Origin of the sequence: Paenibacillus sp. Pae15 (genome assembly GCF_024519685.1) — a bacterium.
GTDB classification, from domain to species: Bacteria; Bacillota; Bacilli; order Paenibacillales; family NBRC-103111; genus Paenibacillus_G; species Paenibacillus_G naphthalenovorans.
In genome coordinates this window covers 42,790-60,552 of sequence record NZ_JALJRM010000017.1, presented here as the reverse complement: position 1 = coordinate 60,552, position 17,763 = coordinate 42,790, and the positions used below count along the sequence as shown (strand labels likewise).

The 17,763-nt window shown below is 47.5% G+C and carries 17 protein-coding genes; 14 read left to right on the top strand and 3 right to left on the bottom strand.

Translation table 11 applies throughout. From position 1 onward, the window contains the following. Positions 1-37: 37 nt before the first annotated feature. The 7 genes from NR121_RS15285 to NR121_RS15255 all read left to right on the top strand — a co-directional run bounded on the left by NR121_RS15285 (position 38) and on the right by NR121_RS15255 (position 7,176). Positions 38-1,459 (top strand): response regulator, encoded by a 1,422-nt coding sequence (locus tag NR121_RS15285; RefSeq protein WP_256831430.1) that lies wholly within the window; start codon positions 38-40, stop codon positions 1,457-1,459. Positions 1,460-1,592: 133 nt separating this feature from the next. Next, positions 1,593-1,940, top strand: coding sequence for a Gfo/Idh/MocA family protein (locus tag NR121_RS15280; RefSeq protein ID WP_054817819.1), 348 nt, complete (start codon positions 1,593-1,595; stop codon positions 1,938-1,940). Beyond that, a complete protein-coding gene (locus tag NR121_RS15275) occupies positions 1,937-3,373 on the top strand; it encodes an ABC transporter substrate-binding protein (RefSeq protein WP_256831429.1) in 1,437 nt (478 codons plus the stop codon). The genes NR121_RS15280 and NR121_RS15275 overlap by 4 nt, the downstream gene beginning before the upstream one ends. A 76-nt stretch (positions 3,374-3,449) precedes the next feature. Continuing rightward, positions 3,450-4,328, top strand: coding sequence for a carbohydrate ABC transporter permease (locus NR121_RS15270; RefSeq protein ID WP_054817824.1), 879 nt, complete (start codon positions 3,450-3,452; stop codon positions 4,326-4,328). 36 nt (positions 4,329-4,364) lie between these two features. Continuing rightward, complete coding sequence (locus NR121_RS15265; RefSeq protein WP_174350413.1) at positions 4,365-5,219, top strand: carbohydrate ABC transporter permease; 855 nt, start codon at positions 4,365-4,367, stop codon at positions 5,217-5,219. Between the two features lie 29 nt (positions 5,220-5,248). Beyond that, on the top strand, positions 5,249-6,334 hold the full coding sequence (locus NR121_RS15260; RefSeq protein WP_256831428.1) for a zinc-dependent alcohol dehydrogenase family protein: 1,086 nt from the start codon (positions 5,249-5,251) through the stop codon (positions 6,332-6,334). After that, positions 6,331-7,176: a sugar phosphate isomerase/epimerase family protein gene (locus tag NR121_RS15255; RefSeq protein ID WP_256831427.1), complete on the top strand. Its 846-nt coding sequence runs from the start codon at positions 6,331-6,333 to the stop codon at positions 7,174-7,176. Before NR121_RS15260 ends, NR121_RS15255 begins: the two co-directional genes overlap by 4 nt. Positions 7,177-7,374: 198 nt before the next feature. Here NR121_RS15255 and NR121_RS15250 read toward each other — a convergent pair whose 3' ends face one another. Further along, positions 7,375-7,566 (bottom strand): hypothetical protein, encoded by a 192-nt coding sequence (locus tag NR121_RS15250; RefSeq protein ID WP_054817826.1) that lies wholly within the window; start codon positions 7,564-7,566, stop codon positions 7,375-7,377. 218 nt (positions 7,567-7,784) lie between these two features. On the opposite strand from NR121_RS15250, the gene NR121_RS15245 reads away from it, so the two are divergent. The 4 genes from NR121_RS15245 to NR121_RS15230 all read left to right on the top strand — a co-directional run bounded on the left by NR121_RS15245 (position 7,785) and on the right by NR121_RS15230 (position 12,123). Then, positions 7,785-9,689: a sigma-54-dependent Fis family transcriptional regulator gene (locus NR121_RS15245; RefSeq protein ID WP_256831426.1), complete on the top strand. Its 1,905-nt coding sequence runs from the start codon at positions 7,785-7,787 to the stop codon at positions 9,687-9,689. 267 nt (positions 9,690-9,956) lie between these two features. Continuing rightward, complete coding sequence (locus tag NR121_RS15240) at positions 9,957-10,346, top strand: hypothetical protein (RefSeq protein WP_062408797.1); 390 nt, start codon at positions 9,957-9,959, stop codon at positions 10,344-10,346. Between the two features lie 34 nt (positions 10,347-10,380). Then, the gene (locus NR121_RS15235) at positions 10,381-11,247 is read left to right on the top strand and encodes an alpha/beta fold hydrolase (RefSeq protein ID WP_054817829.1); all 867 of its coding nucleotides are present in this window, start codon (positions 10,381-10,383) and stop codon (positions 11,245-11,247) included. A gap of 102 nt (positions 11,248-11,349) precedes the next feature. Next, positions 11,350-12,123, top strand: a complete 774-nt coding sequence (locus NR121_RS15230; RefSeq protein WP_174349737.1) for a cysteine hydrolase family protein — start codon at positions 11,350-11,352, stop codon at positions 12,121-12,123. A 23-nt stretch (positions 12,124-12,146) separates the two neighbouring features. Here NR121_RS15230 and NR121_RS15225 read toward each other — a convergent pair whose 3' ends face one another. Beyond that, positions 12,147-14,423, bottom strand: a complete 2,277-nt coding sequence (locus tag NR121_RS15225; RefSeq protein ID WP_062408795.1) for a N,N-dimethylformamidase beta subunit family domain-containing protein — start codon at positions 14,421-14,423, stop codon at positions 12,147-12,149. Positions 14,424-14,448: 25 nt separating this feature from the next. Further along, positions 14,449-14,808 carry a N,N-dimethylformamidase alpha subunit family protein gene (locus NR121_RS15220; RefSeq protein ID WP_062408794.1) on the bottom strand — a complete coding sequence of 120 codons (360 nt, stop codon included), beginning with the start codon at positions 14,806-14,808 and terminating at the stop codon, positions 14,449-14,451. A gap of 306 nt (positions 14,809-15,114) precedes the next feature. Here NR121_RS15220 and NR121_RS15215 point away from each other — a divergent pair, with 306 nt between their 5' ends. From NR121_RS15215 to NR121_RS15205, 3 genes are read left to right on the top strand one after another with little or no spacing between them, the layout of a single operon-like run. After that, entirely contained in the window at positions 15,115-15,816 is a 702-nt protein-coding gene (locus NR121_RS15215; protein ID WP_054817833.1) for a response regulator transcription factor, read from the top strand. Next, entirely contained in the window at positions 15,803-17,461 is a 1,659-nt protein-coding gene (locus NR121_RS15210; protein WP_062408793.1) for a HAMP domain-containing sensor histidine kinase, read from the top strand. Before NR121_RS15215 ends, NR121_RS15210 begins: the two co-directional genes overlap by 14 nt. Positions 17,462-17,499: 38 nt before the next feature. After that, entirely contained in the window at positions 17,500-17,760 is a 261-nt protein-coding gene (locus NR121_RS15205; protein WP_054817838.1) for a hypothetical protein, read from the top strand. Positions 17,761-17,763: the final 3 nt, after the last annotated feature.

Sequence of the window (17,763 nt, the reverse complement as noted above, 5' to 3'; positions counted from 1 at the left end):
TTCTAACAAAATCCTTGTAAGGAGCTGAAGATGAACTATGAAAATATGTGTTGCCGATGACGAGAAAGAAGTGCGCGAAAGCATTATATATAAATTAACAATGCTTTTTCCTTCTGCCAAGATCTTTGATGTCGGGTTTGGCAAAATGGCCCTGGAACAAATTTCGCTGGTGAAACCGGACCTTGTCTTTATGGATATACGGATGCCGGAAATGGACGGTCTGGAGATTCTTCGTTCGATCCAAAGAACTTACCCGGCCATGCAGGTTGTTATTTTATCGGGCTATGACGATTTTGAATACGCGCGTAAAGCGCTGCAGTATGGTGCTGTCGACTACTTGTTAAAGCCGGCGGACCGCGAGCAGCTGCGGGAAGTCGTTGAGAAAGTAAAGCTGGAGATGGACGTTTTGCTGCTGAAGGAAATGGAATCGGTGCTTGTCAAATTATCCAACCAATATGTATTTGTTCATGATCTAAAGTGTTATAATACCGGCCTATGGTTCGATGAGCGGGAGTGGAAGGAAATTCTTTTTGGCGATCCTGCAGAGCTATGCAAGACATGGGAAAGCCATCCCGACCGCATCTTATTATCTTTCTCCGTCAATTTTGACTATGGCGGTGTGGTGGTTCACACGCCCTCGGGCCAAAACAGGACGAGTTTCCGAGAGAAGCACGATTTTTTGTCCAGTATCACAGCCGGAATTGAGCAATGGGAAAGTGAGCGTTTTTTTGAGGGGCAGCGGGAACGGGGGGAGGCAGCCTTGGAAAAGAACGGCAAAGAGGCGGCCAGGAAAGCCGTATCCTTGCGGCAGCACATCTTATCGTATGCCAAAATCGGAGACATTCCGCATCTGGAAGCAGCGCTTGACCATTGGTTGAACAGCTTGGAGGAGCTTGAGTTTCACCAACTCAAGAAAGAGTGTGTGAACCTGATGGCCTTGCTTGACGAAGGACTCACCAGTAAAAGCGAACTAATTGTATTGGAAGAAGAAAAAATCCATTATTGGACTCAGTGGGTTACCAAGCACAAGACGTGGAGCGAATTGAAGCAAAAGATTTGGAAGTTTGTTTTGGATGGTGTCCGCGCCTTGACGCAGCTGGAGAATCAATCGAGCTTGAGCTGGTTTAGACAAGCGCTTCAATTGGTCGATACTTCCCGCGATCCGAATCTCAGTCTCGAAATGGTGGCCGACGCCGTAGGCGTTCACCCCGTCACATTAAGCCGCATCTTCAAACAGCAGACTGGTATGAATTTTGTCAAATATATGATCCGCAGCAGATTGCGGCATGCGCAGACTTTGCTGCTCCAAACGGACAAAAAAATCAATGAAATCTCTGAAGAAATCGGTTATATGGATTACCGCTATTTCCGAACCTTGTTTAAAAAAGAATTCGGCTTAACGCCTTCAGAGTATCGCAGAGGCAATGGATTCGCCAATACAGGCGATGAAACGGAGTAAACCCTGCAGGTTAAAAAATTCTCCCCTTCGGCTAAATTATTCCGCTGTTTTCGCATGCGCGGATTTTCTATACTCATATTGTAAACGGTTAACTGTTTCATGTTAGGATTATTTCGGAAAGGTAGAGTCGTGCATGGAAGCTATTTGCAGGACTGGCTTTTGTACGAGACGGATTACAATTGACGGTCATCCCCTGATCCATACGGAAGATTATGCGAGCGTGCTGCTGCGCTTTGAAGATGGAACCAGAGGTGTTTTTACGGTTTCCCAAGTCAGCGCCGGACGCAAAAATAGGTTAAGCTTTGAGATCAATGGAAGCAAAAGCTCCGCGTTTTGGAATCAGGAGGAACCCGAGAAGCTGTGGATCGGGCATCGAGAGAAACCGAATGAAGGTGTATTATCGATGCCATTCTGGAAAGTCATGCCACAGGCCAATGGGTTGATGTGGACAATACAAATAAAAAGGGGTAATGCAAAATGAGAAAAATGAAAACGGCTTCAATACTGGTGCTTTCAATGATGATGGTCTTGTCAGCGTGTTCTGAAGCTGCACCGCCTGCCCATGAGCAAAACGGAAATGCGGCCGATAGCGGGAAACCCCAAGTGTTGAAAGTGTTATATGCTACGGTCGAGGCAGGCTCGGAGGCTATCATCGACGCCGCGCAAAAATACGAAGAGCAAACGGGCATTCGGATTGAAGTGAATACATTCCCATATAACAACCTTCAAGAGAAAGTATTTTCGGAACTGGCCCAAAAGAGCGACCACTATGATTTGATTGCGATCGATACGCCATGGATGCCCAAAATTATCCAGCACATTGAACCCATGACTTCTTATATAAAGTCTACGAAATCGCCGGATTCGTTGAAGCTGGATGATTTTATCGCCAAAGCGTTTCTGGATACTTCTGTATTCAAAAAAGATGCGCCGCAAGCCAATCCACCACAAATGGATGAGATTCATCTGGATAACATTGTTTCACAGGGATTCGATATCTGGAGCCTTCCGGTTCAATCCAATGTGTTGACCGTGAGCTACAGAAAGGATCTTTTTAACCATCCGAACAACAAGGAAGAATTTAAAAAGCAGTACAACCGTGAATTAACCATTCCCCAAACGATGGATGAGTATCTGGATATCGCTAAATTTTTCACCCGCGATACCAACAACGACGGCAAAATCGATCTGTACGGTACGACTTTGATGGGGAAGAAGCATGAAGCCAATTTTGTTGACTTCAAGTCGTTCTTAAGTGATTTTGGCGGGAAAGTCTTTGACGATGATCTGAAGCCGGTGTTCAATGATGAAAAGGGAGTAAAAGCGCTGGAAACCTACGGCAGCTGGATCGGCCAGCATAAAGTGACGCCTCCTGGCGTACTGACATACACCTGGGATGAAGTGGCGACCGTCTTCGGCTCCGGACAAGTGGCCATGGGGATGAATTATCACGATATGAAGCTGGATCCCAAAGTAAAAGGCGAAGCCGGATACTTTGTATTCCCCGGTGTAAAAGACGGCGATAAGCTTGTGAGAGGGCCGCACTTCGGATCTTGGGGGATTGGCATCAGCAAATATTCCAAAAACAAACAAGGCGCTTACGAGCTGGCGGAATATTTGACAAGCCCGGAGGCTCAAAAAGGCTACTTGAAATTTAACCAGCACGTGACGAGAAAATCCGCATATGAAGCTGCGAAGTCTTTGCCCGAGGAATCTCTTAAAGAGTACTACCAAGTTCTCGGCGAATCTCTAAAAGTGGGCGTGGGCCGTCCGAGAATTACGAATTATGATCAGGTTTCCGAAGCTGTCCAAATTGCAGTCAGCGATTATTTGTCCGGTAAAAAGGATGCGAAGACGGCGCTGAACGATGGCGCCAAACAAGTCGAAACCCTGATGAAGCAAGCAGGTTATTAAGGTTGAATCCCAGCGGACGCATGAGCATGAACATTCGGCGACAAGCGTCCGCTTTAAACGGAGTTGAAATTCCCTCATGAGAAATCAAGATAAGAGTAAGCTGAAATACCTTTTGTTTGTTCCGGCCATGGTTGTTCTGATTTCCATGACCATTGTCCCGTTCATCTTTTCTTTGCTGACCAGTATGACTAATTATAAAGCTACGGAACCAGAGAAGTGGAGCTTTGTCGGGCTGGATAATTTCACCCGCGCTTTAACCGACCCCGATGTCCAGGCTTCATTCATCAACACGCTGATTTATGTGGGCTGCGCCGTTTTTTTGGAGTTTGTGCTCGGCATTCTGATTGCGCTGTTATTAAACCGCCAAATGAAAGGAATCACCGTGATCCGGATGCTGCTGCTTCTGCCGATGATGGCCACACCGGTAGCGGTTGGTCTCATGTGGCGATGGCTGTTTAATACTGATTTCGGCATTATTAATCATTATTTGAGCTCATGGTTCGGCATCACAGGTCCGAATTGGCTTGGAGACCATACGCTGTCCATGCCTGTCGTTATTCTGGTCGATGTCTGGCAGTGGACTCCTTTTATGGTGCTTTCTTTGCTCGCGGGACTGCAATCTTTGCCTGACGATCCGGTGGAAGCCGCCTGGATGGACGGGGCCTCGCCATGGCAATTGTTTTGGCATGTCACCCTTCCGCAGTTAAAGCCCGTGATTCTGGTCGTGCTGTTAATCCGGATGATCGATGCCTTCAAGTCCTTTGATGTGGTCTGGACCTTAACGAATGGAGGACCCGGGATCAGTACGGAATTATTGAGCCTGCGCGTTTATCGTGTAGCGTTCAAGTTCTGGGAGACCGGGTATGCTTCGGCGATTTCCTGGCTGTTCTTAATTATGGTCATTTTGATTACCTCTCAGTTTATCCGGTTTCTTTACAGGGAAACGCCAAAATAATTCAATCGATCCGATCTACATAGTATTGGGGATGATATGATGGGAATTTTACCGTATAAAACAAAGAAAACCGCGGTTAACCGGTTCCTGGATCTATTGACTTACATTATTCTGTTTGTCGCGATCTTCCCGGTGGCGTGGATGGTGTTAACGTCGTTAAAAACATCCTGGGATGCGCAAGCCTTACCGCCGGTGTGGTTCTTTCTTCCGACCTTTGAGAATTACGGGTCTTTATTTTCAAGTAAAGGATCGTCAAATCAATTCAGCAGCCTGCTGTGGAACAGTGTGGTTGTCTCGCTTGTATCCACCTTTTTGTCCATTGTATTCGGAGCATTGGCTTCCTACTCCTTGTCGAGATTTAACTTGAAAAGAGGAAAGGATCTGGCGATTTGGATATTGTCCACCCGGATGTTTCCGCCGGCCGCTACGCTGGTACCCGTATTTATGATGATGAGCTGGTTTGATTTGATCGATACGTATACCGCTTTGATTATTCCTTATACGGCATTCAATCTTTCGTTTGTGGTGTGGATGCTGAAGGGATTTTTCGATGACATTCCGATCGATCTGGAAGAAGCGGCGATGATGGACGGCTGCTCCCGGATGACCGCTTTTTATAAAATCATTCTGCCGTTGATCGCTCCCGGTTTGGCTGCAACCGCGATTATATGTCTCATGTTCAGCTGGAACGAATTTATGTTTGCGTTGGTGCTTTCCAGAAATGATGCCGTCACGGCTCCTGTGATCGCCAACCAATTCATTACGATGTATGGGGTAAAATGGGGCGAGTTGACTGCGGCCTCGACCTTAATGACGGCTCCGGTTCTGTTCTTTGCCATTCTCGTAAGGAACCACATGATTAAAGGCTTAACGATGGGTTCCGTAAAATAAACAATCCAAAGGGTATGGAGGGCATATGGATGAAAACAATGAAGGGCGTAGTATTTCCAGGGAATAAGCAAGTGCTAGTCAAAGAGTTTCCGGTTCCCGCTCCGGGTCCCAACGAGGTTTTGATCGAGATGAAGGCATCGGCGATTTGCCGCAGCGATATGAGCCTTTATTATGGAAACCCGGTGGTTGGCGGCGAGGCGACCAAATCGGGAGCTATCATTCCGGGTCATGAGCCGGCAGGATTGGTGGTCCAAACCGGAGAAGGCGTCGAATCGATTAAAGCAGGAGACCGGGTAGCCGTATATTTGGCTGTCGGGTGCGGAGAGTGCTCAAATTGCAAAAGCGGGTATATGATGTTCTGCACCTCCTGGAAATGTGTCGGCTTTGACGTGCATGGCGGAGATGCCGATTATCTTGTGGTTCCCGAGAAAAATTGCATGAAGCTTCCGGATTCGTTAAGCTATGTGGCCGCTGCCGTATCCACAGATGCGGTGGGAACGCTGTACCATGCTCAAAAAAGACTGAACATTTCCGGGAAGGATACCTTGGTCATTTTTGGCCTGGGACCGATGGGCGGAGCCGGCATTTTGGTCGCCAAAGCTTTGGGCGCAACCGTCATCGCTGTCGATATGATCGAAGAGCGGCTGGAGCTTGCCAGAACGGAACTCGGAGCCGACTACACGATCAACGGCAATACAGAAGACGTCGTCAGCCGAATTCGCGAGATCACGAATGGCAAAGGCGCGGATGCGGCTATCGATTGCTCGGGCAGTCCGATTGCGGAAAATCAGGCGTTGGACAGTGTGAGAACCCACGGCAGAGTGGCGTTTGTCGGGGAGTGCAGGGAATCCACGATCAAACCAAGCGAGCAGCTCATTCGTAAACAATTAACCTTAATCGGCTCGTGGTATTTCCCGATCCAGGAATATGAAGAGATTACGGAATTCATTGTACGCAAAAACGTCCCGGTTGAAAAACTGGTTACACACACCTTCCGGTTGGAAGAAGCAGAGAAAGCGTTCCGGTTGTTCGATGAAAGAAAGACCGAAAAAGCCGTATTCGTTTGGCAGGTTGACACCAATTTCGTATCCATAGAAGGGAGCATGAACATATGAAAGGAATCTCGTTTAATACATGGGTGTATAGTTGTTTTCCAAGCTGGCTTCCGTCATATCCATTGGATGAAGTCATTAAAAGATTGTCCTCTATGGGCTATGACGGGATCGAGATCGGCTGCGCCAGTCCCCATGCCTGGCCGGATCATTTATCGCACGGGCGGAGAAAGGAAATCAAACAGCTGCTCAGAACGCATCAACTGAACGTATCGTCGATGCTGCCCGCTCCGGGCGGGGGGCCGGGGAACAACCCAAGCTCTCCGATTAGAGAGGAACGGGAGTTCACAGTTCAGCATTACAAGGATATTATTCTCCTTGCGCATGAATGGGAATGTCCTACCGTGATTTGGATTGCGGGATGGGCCGTCTATGGGACTCCGCAGCAGGAGGCATGGAATTACAGTCTTCAAGGTCTGGTGGAGTGTGCCCGATATGCAAAGGAGCTTGGCGTCACGCTGGTAGTGGAGCCGACGCCTACAGACAGCAATTTGGTCGAGACCGCAGACGACGCCCTCTTGCTGGCGGAGCAAACCGGTGAAGATAACGTCAAAGTGATGTTTGATACCTTCCATGCGCTCTATCGGAGCGAGGTATCCAGTGACTACGTGTACCGCATGAAAGATAAGCTTCACCATATCCATATATCCGATGCCGACCGTCTTCCGCCGGGACAAGGAAACTGCAATTTCGACGCTGTGTTGAAAGCTTTGAAAGAGATCGACTATCAAGGCTATTTGACGATGGAGGTCGGCTTCCATACCCGCAGAGCCGATCCCGATTGGTATGCGGCCGCATCGATCGACTATTTGAAGAACAAATTAAAAGAGATTCAATGGGGTTAAACCGCCATCAGAACAAGCTGTCGCCTAATATGCCTAAATGACAGCTTGTTTTGTTTTGCTCAAGATTTAGAAAAGGATGTTGTCGATAAGAGCGAACCCTGCCAAATATACACCGGCGGGAGAAGGATTGCTGAAGCCGACCGGGGCGATCATACTGACCGTATCCGTCGGAGCGCCCCAAGGCAGGGCATAGCTAAGCTAATTATTGATGACCTGAATTTGCCCTGCAGCGGGTACCGAAGTACCGCCAAAAGAATAATCCAAATATACGGCCAACCGGTTGGGATTAGGCTGAATGAGGATATTGTCTTCAATCAGTATCGTAACCAAGTTTTCGAAAAAGTTAGCGGCTATGGGTAAAAGAATAATCGAGCTTCCGCTTCTTGTCATATGATCGGCGTAGTTCTCCTGAATGAACAGCGATTAATTGGATTGATGTTCTGGGTATTCACCTATTCGTACAATATTTTCGGATCGGATGGCTGTCCTAACCTCGAAACATCAGGTTTTGAAAATAGGACTTGCAGGAAAACGATCCGGTTTAATAGAATGGTTATACATTGTTTGAATAATGCGACATATCTATTTTAGCCAAGGGGGAAATACCGTTGAATGTCACGCAATCATGGCAGCAATTCGTGCTCAAAGGGGAAGCGGACGCGAATATTCGCAAGGAAGTCCTGGATTCATGGTATAGGTGCAGGCAGATCGGTATTTCTTATGAATTGGATCAGGTTGCTTCTCATATTGGCAGAGATGAGTTTATCGATAAGCGCAAAAAAAACGAAGAGCTACTGGCAGCCGCTATCCCGGTGATGGAAGAAATGTACAGTTATTTAAAGGGTGGAGGTTACCTGCTCCTTCTTGCCGATGCAGATGGATATTTGATCGAAATGATGGCCGATGCGAAAGCGCAGCATGTGTGCGATCGGGGAGGAATTACACCCGGTGCCAGATGGATGGAGGATAACGTAGGTTCGACTGGACTTTCCATTGCGCTAAGGACACGTATGGCTATAGCCACATCCGCCAATGAACACTATTGTACCGCTTTCCGGGTATGGGATTGCTCGGCTTGTCCCATATTTGTCGACGGAGAATATATGGGGGTGTTCGACATCTGCCGGGTAGGTCCGGGCAATGACATCCGCGAGCTGTACACGTTGGCGGTCTCCGGAGCACGGTCTGTTGCCGAGAGATTGCGTTATGACCGAAACAGAGTAAAAGAAGAAATCCTGTCGGAAATTCTCCTGCGTTCCTGGGATATCAATTTGCAGTCCACCGGTATTTTTTCCTTCGACAAGTGGGGGAAGATCATTCATAAGAATAAACGGGCATCTGAATTTATCCATCTGCTTCAGCAGGAGAACCAAAGATTGCATCCTTCTGCACAGACCAACGAGCATCCCATCATCAACCAATTGAACATTCAATCGGATGAAACGGCCGAGATTTTCCTTGAGGGACAAAGATACCTGCTTGAATCGAAAAAATTGACAAAGCAGAACGAAAACCTGGCCATGGTTGTGTTGGTCAAGACGGAAGCGCAGAAAAAAAAGGCCCCGTCGGCGGCAAAGCCTGAGGGAAAGGAACCGTCCGCAGTTCATGCTGCTTTTGAAACAAAAAATCCGACGTTTTTGAAAACGCTTCACATGGCGGCGAAAGCGGCCAAAAGCGATGCGGGGATACTACTCCGTGGGGAAAGCGGCACGGGCAAGGATTACATGTCCAGAGCGATACATCGCGAAAGCAGCAGAAACGGCAAACCTTTTATTGCTTTAAACTGCGCCTCTTTGCCGAAGGAGCTGATTGCCTCCGAGCTTTTCGGTTATGCGGCAGGCGCCTTTACCGGAGCCAGGCAGCAGGGGAACCCTGGAAAAATAGAAGCGGCGAACGGGGGCACCTTGTTTTTGGATGAGATTGCCGACATGCCTCTCGAGCTCCAGGCGGTATTACTCCGTGCACTGGAGGAGAAGCAAATTACAAGAGTCGGAAGCACAACCCCTATTCCTGTGGATGTGCGTTTTATTGCAGCCACTCATAAGGATTTGCGGCTGCTGGTGGAAAAAGGGGAGTTCCGCGAAGACCTGTTATACCGGCTCAATGTGTTTACGGTTCATATTCCTCCGTTACGGGAACGGCCGGAAGATTTGGAGCATTTGCTGAATCAGATGCTTTCCGCAGCTTGTGACAAAGCAAAGCGCAATCAGATGATTTGTACGCCGGAAGCGATGGAGCTCTTTCGGCACTACACCTGGCCAGGCAATTTACGCGAGCTTCGAAATGTAATGGACAGAATAGCGTATCTTCATGAACAGGATCAGTTGGAAGCCCGTCATGTACTAGAGTATTTGGATATGGGAAACAAGAGCCCCATCCGCATGAGCGAACGGGAGCAGATTGAATGGGCCTTAAAAACGGCCAACGGAAACCGGGTTCAAGCGGCCAGAGCGCTGAATATCTCGCGAAGCGCTTTATATCGAAAAATGGAAAAGCATGGCATAAACTGTTGAATCGACTCCTCCTTCTCGGACAACTCAACTCCTTGAGTTGTCTTTTTTTCTGGAGTCCCGGTGTTCGTTGTCCGGACACCGGATGTGCCATGAAACAGGGTAGGCGGGCTTGCGATGAAATGATGAGGGGTGAAACGGCAGATGCTTACTGAGGTTAAAACAATGGTAAAGCATAAACTCTATTGGCGTGGTTTTTGCTAATTTATAAGGCAAGTAGGGAAATTCACCAGTCTCTACTCCAAAACGATCTGAAGGAGGCAATTGGAAATGACAGTTGCAGCAAAGCAATGGACCACGGAGTTTAAAGAGATCAATGACAGCAATGAAGAGCTGAACGCCCACGGGAAGTTTTTTACCTGCTCGTATCTATTGGATATGGAGACGACGAAGGTCCTGATTCAAACGCACGCGGGAAAAATTGTAAACGTCACCATGGACCCGGGCCCTCTCGAGCATTATCAATTTGCCATTCGTGCCAGCGCAGATACGTGGCGCAAGTTTTCCCAGCCTACCCCGCCGCCGATGTATCACGGCATTTGGGCGGCAAGCTTCCAGCGCGATATGAAACTGGAGGGCGACTTGCTTGTATTAATGCAAAATCTTCGCTGCCTTACCACCCAGTTGGAATTGCTCCGGGTTGTAGGTGTACCGGTATAAAAACGGATAAACGATAAAAAGGAGGAAACAAGCGATGCCTAAAGCTACATTTTCACCCGTAACGGGCCGTTATGTCACGATTGAAGTGGATGGGGATGAATATAAAGTATTTTATTTGGAGAACGGAACGGGACAGCCCATTGTCTGCCAGCACACGGCAGGTTGTCACAACCATCAATGGCGGGGGCTTCTCGAGGATGAAGAATTCACGAACAATTATCGCATTATCGCTTATGATCTGCCGAGGCATGGAAAATCCGATCCTCCGCTGAATCGTGAATGGTGGAAGGAAGAGTATAAGCTGTCTGCCGATTTTTATACTAAATTTATCGTTACCCTGTGCGATGCGCTCGAGCTGGAAAATCCGATTTTCATAGGTTCGTCGTTTGGAGGAAACGTAGCTCTTCAGCTTGCTCTTCGCTATCCGGACCGTTTTGCTGCGGTCATTCCGGTTGAAGCGGCGGATTACTCTCCGGGCTTTTATCTGGACTGGTGGCATCATCCGCATGCGAATGCAGCTCAAGTATGCGCCAGCGGAGTATGGGATCTTATGGCTCCGCAATCGCCGGATCAGGATCGCTGGGCAACGTGGTTTTATTACTCCCAGGGCTCGGAAGCGTTTAAGGGGGATTTGTATTTCTACTCCGTCGATCATGATCTTCGCGGCAAGCTGGATCAAATTCAGGGGGACAAAGTCAAGGTTGTCATGCTCACGGGAGAATACGACTATCTCACTACGCCTGAAGACGGTAGGCGAACCGCAAGCCAAATCAAAAATGCCGAATTTATCGAAATGGCCGGCATCGGCCACTTCCCGATGAGTGAAAATCACGAAGTGTTCCGAAAGTACCTTGCCCAAGCATTGGAGCTCATCCGCGCGGCCAGCACAGCCAAAGCGTAAAAATTCAGAGCCATTCACGACTGCTGTCGCGGATGGCTCTTTTTGAGTTATACTGGAGAGAAAGGACAAGCGCTGCCAAATCATGAATAGGGGTGGTTCATAATGAAATCGGATAACATCATGCTGTTTGTGATTGACCCGCAGAATGATTTTATGGATGACGGGGCACTGCCCGTCGCAGGAGCCAAAAAAGATATGGCGCGGCTGGAGGCGTTCATTACTGCGAATGAACGCGCCATTGCACGCATAGGCTATTCGCTGGATACCCACCAGCCGATATCGATTTTCTTTTCCGTATGGTGGGCTGATCAAGACGGGCAATCCCCAAAGCCCTACACGACGATTACTTATGACGATGTTATGGCCGGCCGGTGGAGTCCGCGCTTTCATCCGGATGAAAGCTTGCAGTGCCTGAGTCAGCTGAGGTCCATCATGATTTGGGCGGATCACTGTCTTCAAGGAACGCCGGGCGCAGCCGTAGAGCCAAATATTTACCACGCGATCATCCGGCATTCCCGCAGGAAAGGGCTCAATCCTTTGGTAATTGAAAAAGGGCTTGATCCGATTAGCGATATGTACGGCATCGTTCATCCGGAGTATAACCCGATGAACCGTTACGATGATCGGATGATCAATGAATTCAGGAAGTATGATGAAGTCATTTTCGCCGGCGAAGCGGCATCACACTGTGTGCTGACTTCGGTCAAGCAGGTCATGGTTTTGTTCGAACAAGAGACCGTCAAGCCCCGGTTCAGCATCCTTACGGACTGCATGAGCCCGATTGCCGGTTTTGAAGAGGCGACAAGCGCCGCCTTTGATGAACTTGCAGACCGGTATGGTCTGCGCTTCCTAACATCGAAGGCTATTCTGGATTAACAACGGGAACGACGTCTGCAGAATTATGGCAATTGCCACGGCAGAGGTTCGTCCGACATAAATTTATTGAGTACGTTTTCCGTGAGCCGTGAAATATTATTATCGTACCGGTTGTGGGACAGGCTTCCGCAGTAAGCAATGGAGCTAACCGAAAAAACAGCTCCCCCATTGGGAGTGGGGTAATAAACCATATCGGCTCTGACCCTGGGATTCTCATAGCCGCCCATCCCGGGGACGTTAAAAAACAGCTCCTCTACAACCTGCATGTACACATCCGTATGTCCTTCCGAAGAAGCAAGAATCAGCGTTTCCGGCGGGGTTCCAAGCTCAAGATCGTAGATGTCGAGTTCAAGCCCTGCCGCCCCGCCGCCGACTAATCCGAAGTTGCCGATGAGCTCGTCGTCCCCGATTCCCTCGAAAATCCAGGAGACTCTGGGATCGAAGCTGTCCGGATTCCGGCGGTAATAGGAAGAGACGTCGAAGCCTTCGGCTATGAATCCGGTGCCGGCAATTTTTTGCGGAGCCCTTCCTCTGTTTCTCCAAAGTCCACCCTGTTCGCCGCTGAAGCTGAGATGCAATTCGCCAGGCTGTGCCTTCCAGGCGTTGGAGCCGAATTGCTTGCGGACTTCAATCATATTCGGATTCTCCGGGTTGAACTGGATGATCCAATAGAAGCCGTTGGCACCCATATACATCAGTCTTCCGCCAAGCTGCTGGTAATCTTCGATCGCATCCAGCATGCTGCCGGAATAATATTCGGGGTGGGATCCCGTAAGGACTACATTGTACGGATTTAACAGCTCCACGCCCTCGGCATGAAGGTCATGATCGGTAATCACATCAAAGGAGTAACCCTTTTCGGTCATCCAGTCCACCAAATGGAGGTCCGCATTAAACTGCCACAAGGACGGAGAAAGGTTATGTCTGTACTTCGGCCTCATATTGAGGACAGGGCGAAGGGAAGAGGAATAACATACTCCGCTGCCGTCGGAATGCACATCGTACGTGGAAAGACCAAATTCTTTATGTTCCATCAGGTACAAGTCTTCTTGCTGAATCACAGGGGCGCGTCCAAACATCAATTGAGCGAGAGGAATGTCCTGAAATCTTGTGTTTGCATAAGCCAAATAACTCGCCGTTGGAATCAATAAAGCGATTTTATTGGCGGTTGCTCCTTTGGCAGGCCTTACAAAAAAGGTGATGTAGTCTTCATCCTCTCCTGCTTTGACATGGGCCGCATACACACCGCTTTTCAGACCGTCCGGGACGGTCCATTCAAAATCCGCTTCCCATCGGGCATCGGAAAGATCGTCGTCATGAAAATGAATGGCTCCGTACTGCTCGGGCGCATGGATGAAATTTTGTTCATGCGATGTCCAATTGTAACCGGTCATCGCCCGGGCGGGAAGGTTAACGGCCTCTCCGTGCAGCTCGTTCCTGGAAGCATCCCATATCCTGCTGGGCGTTTCAATACCGTTCGGACCGATATTTTTCGCAAAATCCCATACGGCCAGCAAATCCTCAAAAGGCTCTTCAATACACTGCTCCATCTCCTGCAGGGTAAGAGCGCGGTCTGCCATGCGAGGCCTGTCGATTTTACCGTTATATAAACCGCCCGCGATGTGCTTGCCTGCGCTTGCGTGCTGTAAATAACCGGCCATAAGGAAAGGAGTATCATGATCCGTATCAGGCTTTGCGTTTACGGTCGTCTTTACATGTGCGGCCATTCTTTCCAAGGAGTAAGGAAGAGCATATCTTCCGTTGGTTTTGCCGATGAGAGGCTTTTGGAATACTTCAACCGCCCCGCTCGATGCGTCATAAGAAGCGCCTGCAAAAAACCAGATTTTTTCTTCCAGCTTTTTCTCTGTGCTGATCTTGTAGACCTTGCCTTTCCCGTCGCCTATCCATAAAGCCAGACAGCCATTCTCGTCAATAAACAAACCATAACCGGCTTTTCCGGCTTCCGACCATTTCGTGAGCAGTCCTTGAACACCTTTATCCGGTGTAGTCGGCCAAATCATAGCTTGCAGGGAGAAGCTCTGAAGTTTTCTGAATAAGGGTTGATCCGGAACCATAATATAGGATCCGCTGTAAATTTTCTGTTCCCTTCCTTTATATTCCTGATTTATGCCGGTGTTGACGGGTTTCGTCTTCAGTCCGGGTCCTTGAGGATTCGTGTCCCCATGAATTAATTGAACGATGGAGGCCTGGTAGGTTTCATGCCCTTCACAGTTCACCATAAATTGAATGGTGCTTCCCGGTTCTACGCTGAGCTTATCTGTATATCCATTGATCGCCACTAGTCATCTCCCCTTGGTTTCAGATTTAAATGACTACACCAAAGTGCCGGAGTCTTTTCAGAAAAAGCCCATGTTCCGCAGCTTCCCTGGAATCAAACTTTTCATCCTCGAACAGTTGCGGGCGTTCCCCGCGGACGGCGGGATGCTCGCCGATACACCATTCTTCATGGGGCTTAGTGCACACGATGACATATTTGCCTTCCAATTGTTCATGATGTCTTCTGAAAAAATTCAATACCACATCCAATTGCTCGCTATGCTTTCCGATCGGATTCAACCGGTGCTCCTCTATCAGTTCCTTGGTAATCAGCGGTTTGATTCTCGTTTCAAAATTCCTCAAATCGATATCCAAATAGACCTCTTTATCTCTGGCTTTCTTGGACATATGGCCGATCCCTCCATCATTTGTTTTAAGATCGTTGTCAGCGAATAAAGAATAGAACAAAAATGTACCGTCACCTCCGTCACATTTCATTGCGGATATCCAGCTCATACTCCGGTGCAAGTCCATTATATAAGCCAAAGATAAACCGGCAATCAAATCCGCATCATACCCGGATCAAATGAAGGTAAAGTTTATTTTAGGAATTCAGGCTTCCGAAGCGTCCATCAGAAAAACGGAAAAATTGAAATATTCTAAATTTTGTATTATCATTACAAATAATAAAATAAGGGAAATTGAGGTGGGGGAATGGAAGAAATCCTGATCGTGGAAGACGATGTGAAGATACAAAAGCTTCTTTCGATTTGCTTGGATCATGAAGGACTTTCATATTCCATGACCTCTTCAGGCATAGAAACGATTGAAAAAGTAAAGAGCAATAATCCCTCTCTTATTCTTCTGGATATCATGCTCCCGGATATGGACGGCATCGAGGTGTGCAAACAAATTCGCATGCTGACAACCAGTCCCATCTTGTTTATGAGCTGCAAGAGTGAGGACAATGACAAAATCCTGGGTCTCAGTATGGGAGCGGATGATTATATCGAAAAGCCGTTTAACATCAATGTTCTATTAGCCAGGCTGAGGGCGCATTTGCGCAGAAACCGGATCTTGCAAAAAGAAAGACAGCAAGCGCTCGAACAGGACTTCCGGATTCACATCGATAATCTACTGATTGATACGCAAGCCAGGGAAGTTTATCGGGACGGGAAAAAAATACATATGACCATGAAGGAATTCGATTTGCTGACGTTTCTGTACAGAAACCGTAATCGCGTGTTTACGATGGAGGAGCTTTTAAATAAAATCTGGGGAAACGATACGCTGAGTGATCACAGAACGGTGGTCGTTCATATTTCCAGTTTGCGAAAAAAAGTGGAGGAAGATCCCCTGAATCCAAGGTATATCGTTACCGTAAGAGGAGCGGGGTATAAATTTGTTCGTTACTAATTGGATCAAAAGATGGATCAGAAGATCCCTTTTTGTCAAAATTCTCATGTATACGGCTCTGTTATCCTTAATCCCGTATGTGCTGTTCAGCATCTATTTCTTGATTGAGGTTAAAGCGCTTACAAAAAAGATGATTCATGAAACCTCATCCAATAATATTCTTCAAGCGTCCGTTTCCCTGGAAGAAAGAACGCGGCGTTTGAATGAACAATGGGGCGGGAAGACGGATAAGGCATCGCGTGAACTTCTGGCCGGAGAGCTTTTGGATATTGCGGTTTACGGATATAAGCCCATGGCATATATCCTGGATACGAACGGGGCGGTGATCGCCAAGGCCCGCAACGACTTGGAGCCGGAGGTGCACATTGACCTTCTTGAGGCACATCATTCAACCATACTCGATCATAAAAGCGGACATGTTACGGTCAATGCGCCTGGCGAGAAGGTTCACCTGCTGTATATGAGCCTGGACAAAGCGGGGTGGTTTATCGCTTATCTCATCCCTGAATCCCGTTTAATGAGCATCGCCGCCGGTCAGGCCGAAGATTATGCCGATACTCAAGTATATAAGCTTGTCCAACGTATGAGCTTTTTTTTATTTATCGGAATGTTGTTAATCTTATTTTTTTCCTATTTTTTTTCCGAGTTTTTTACCACCCCGATCAGACAATTAACATCCGCTTTAATCCAAAGAGCCAAAGGATTTGAAATCGATCCTCTGCATACGAAAAGATCAGACGAGATAGGAGAGCTCATTCATACCTTTAACTATATGGACAGCACCATTCAAAAATTGATAACGGAACTGCACAGCCGATCCAATCAATTGGAAGAAAACGTGCAAAAACGAACCAGAGATTTGCAGGAAGCCAACGACTTGCTTCAGCAAACCTATTCAAAGCTAAAAAGATCGGAAAAATCACGTTCCGAGTTAATCGTTCAGGTATCCCATGATTTAAAAACCCCATTGACTTCGATGAAAGGGTTCCTGGAGATTCTGAACAAATACGCTTTGCCCCAGGAGCAGAAAAAAGAACTGATCGATCAACTTCTCGTCCAAACGAATCAAATCATTCAATTGATTGAAGGGTTGTTTGACCTCTCGTCATTGGACGCAGAAGAACTGACATTCCAAAAGGAATGGATAAATATTGAATTTATTATGGATCATGCACTCAAGACCGTGTTTTCTGACGGGGAGCATGCCAATATTACCCTGAATACGTACTATGAAGACCATTTGCCTTTAGTGTTTGTGGATCCCAAGAAGATCTACCGGGTTTTTATCAATATTTTAAATAACTCGATCAAATATGCCTCCAATCAACCGAAAATCCATATCAAGATCACCGTTTATTTAAACAACAAAGATATCGTCATCAAAATGCAAGACAACGGAATGGGAATCCAGAAAGAAAATATCGATAAGGTGTTCGTCCCCTACTATCGAGAAACGCGGTCGGTTGAAAAAGAGATCCAGGGAAGCGGGCTCGGGTTAAGCATTTCCAAAAAAATGATTGAAGCGCATCATGGGGATATTTTTATAGAGAGTGAAGTGAACCAAGGCACAACCGTCTATATTATGCTTCCCGTTGTTGACACGGGTGCCATGATGAGTGGCGTAAGCGACATGTCCGCCGGATAGATAGAAGAGAGTTATACTTTAGAAACGGGGAGGTAACGATGTCCTATACATTCAGCAGGGGCTTAATAGCTTTCTCTTTCTTCGTTCTTATCTCGTTAAGCTGCTTTCCTGTTCTGTTCGACTGGTCCAACCGTATTCAGCCTTGGGTGTTTAACATTCCATTCTCCATGTTTTGGCAATTAATGTTGATCTCCGGCATGTGTTTGTTATTATTGATTTGGTGTATCGCCGATGCGTGGAGCGGGGATCTGGATGTTGAGATTGAGCGTATGCCAAAAGAAAATAACGAGGAACGATAAAAG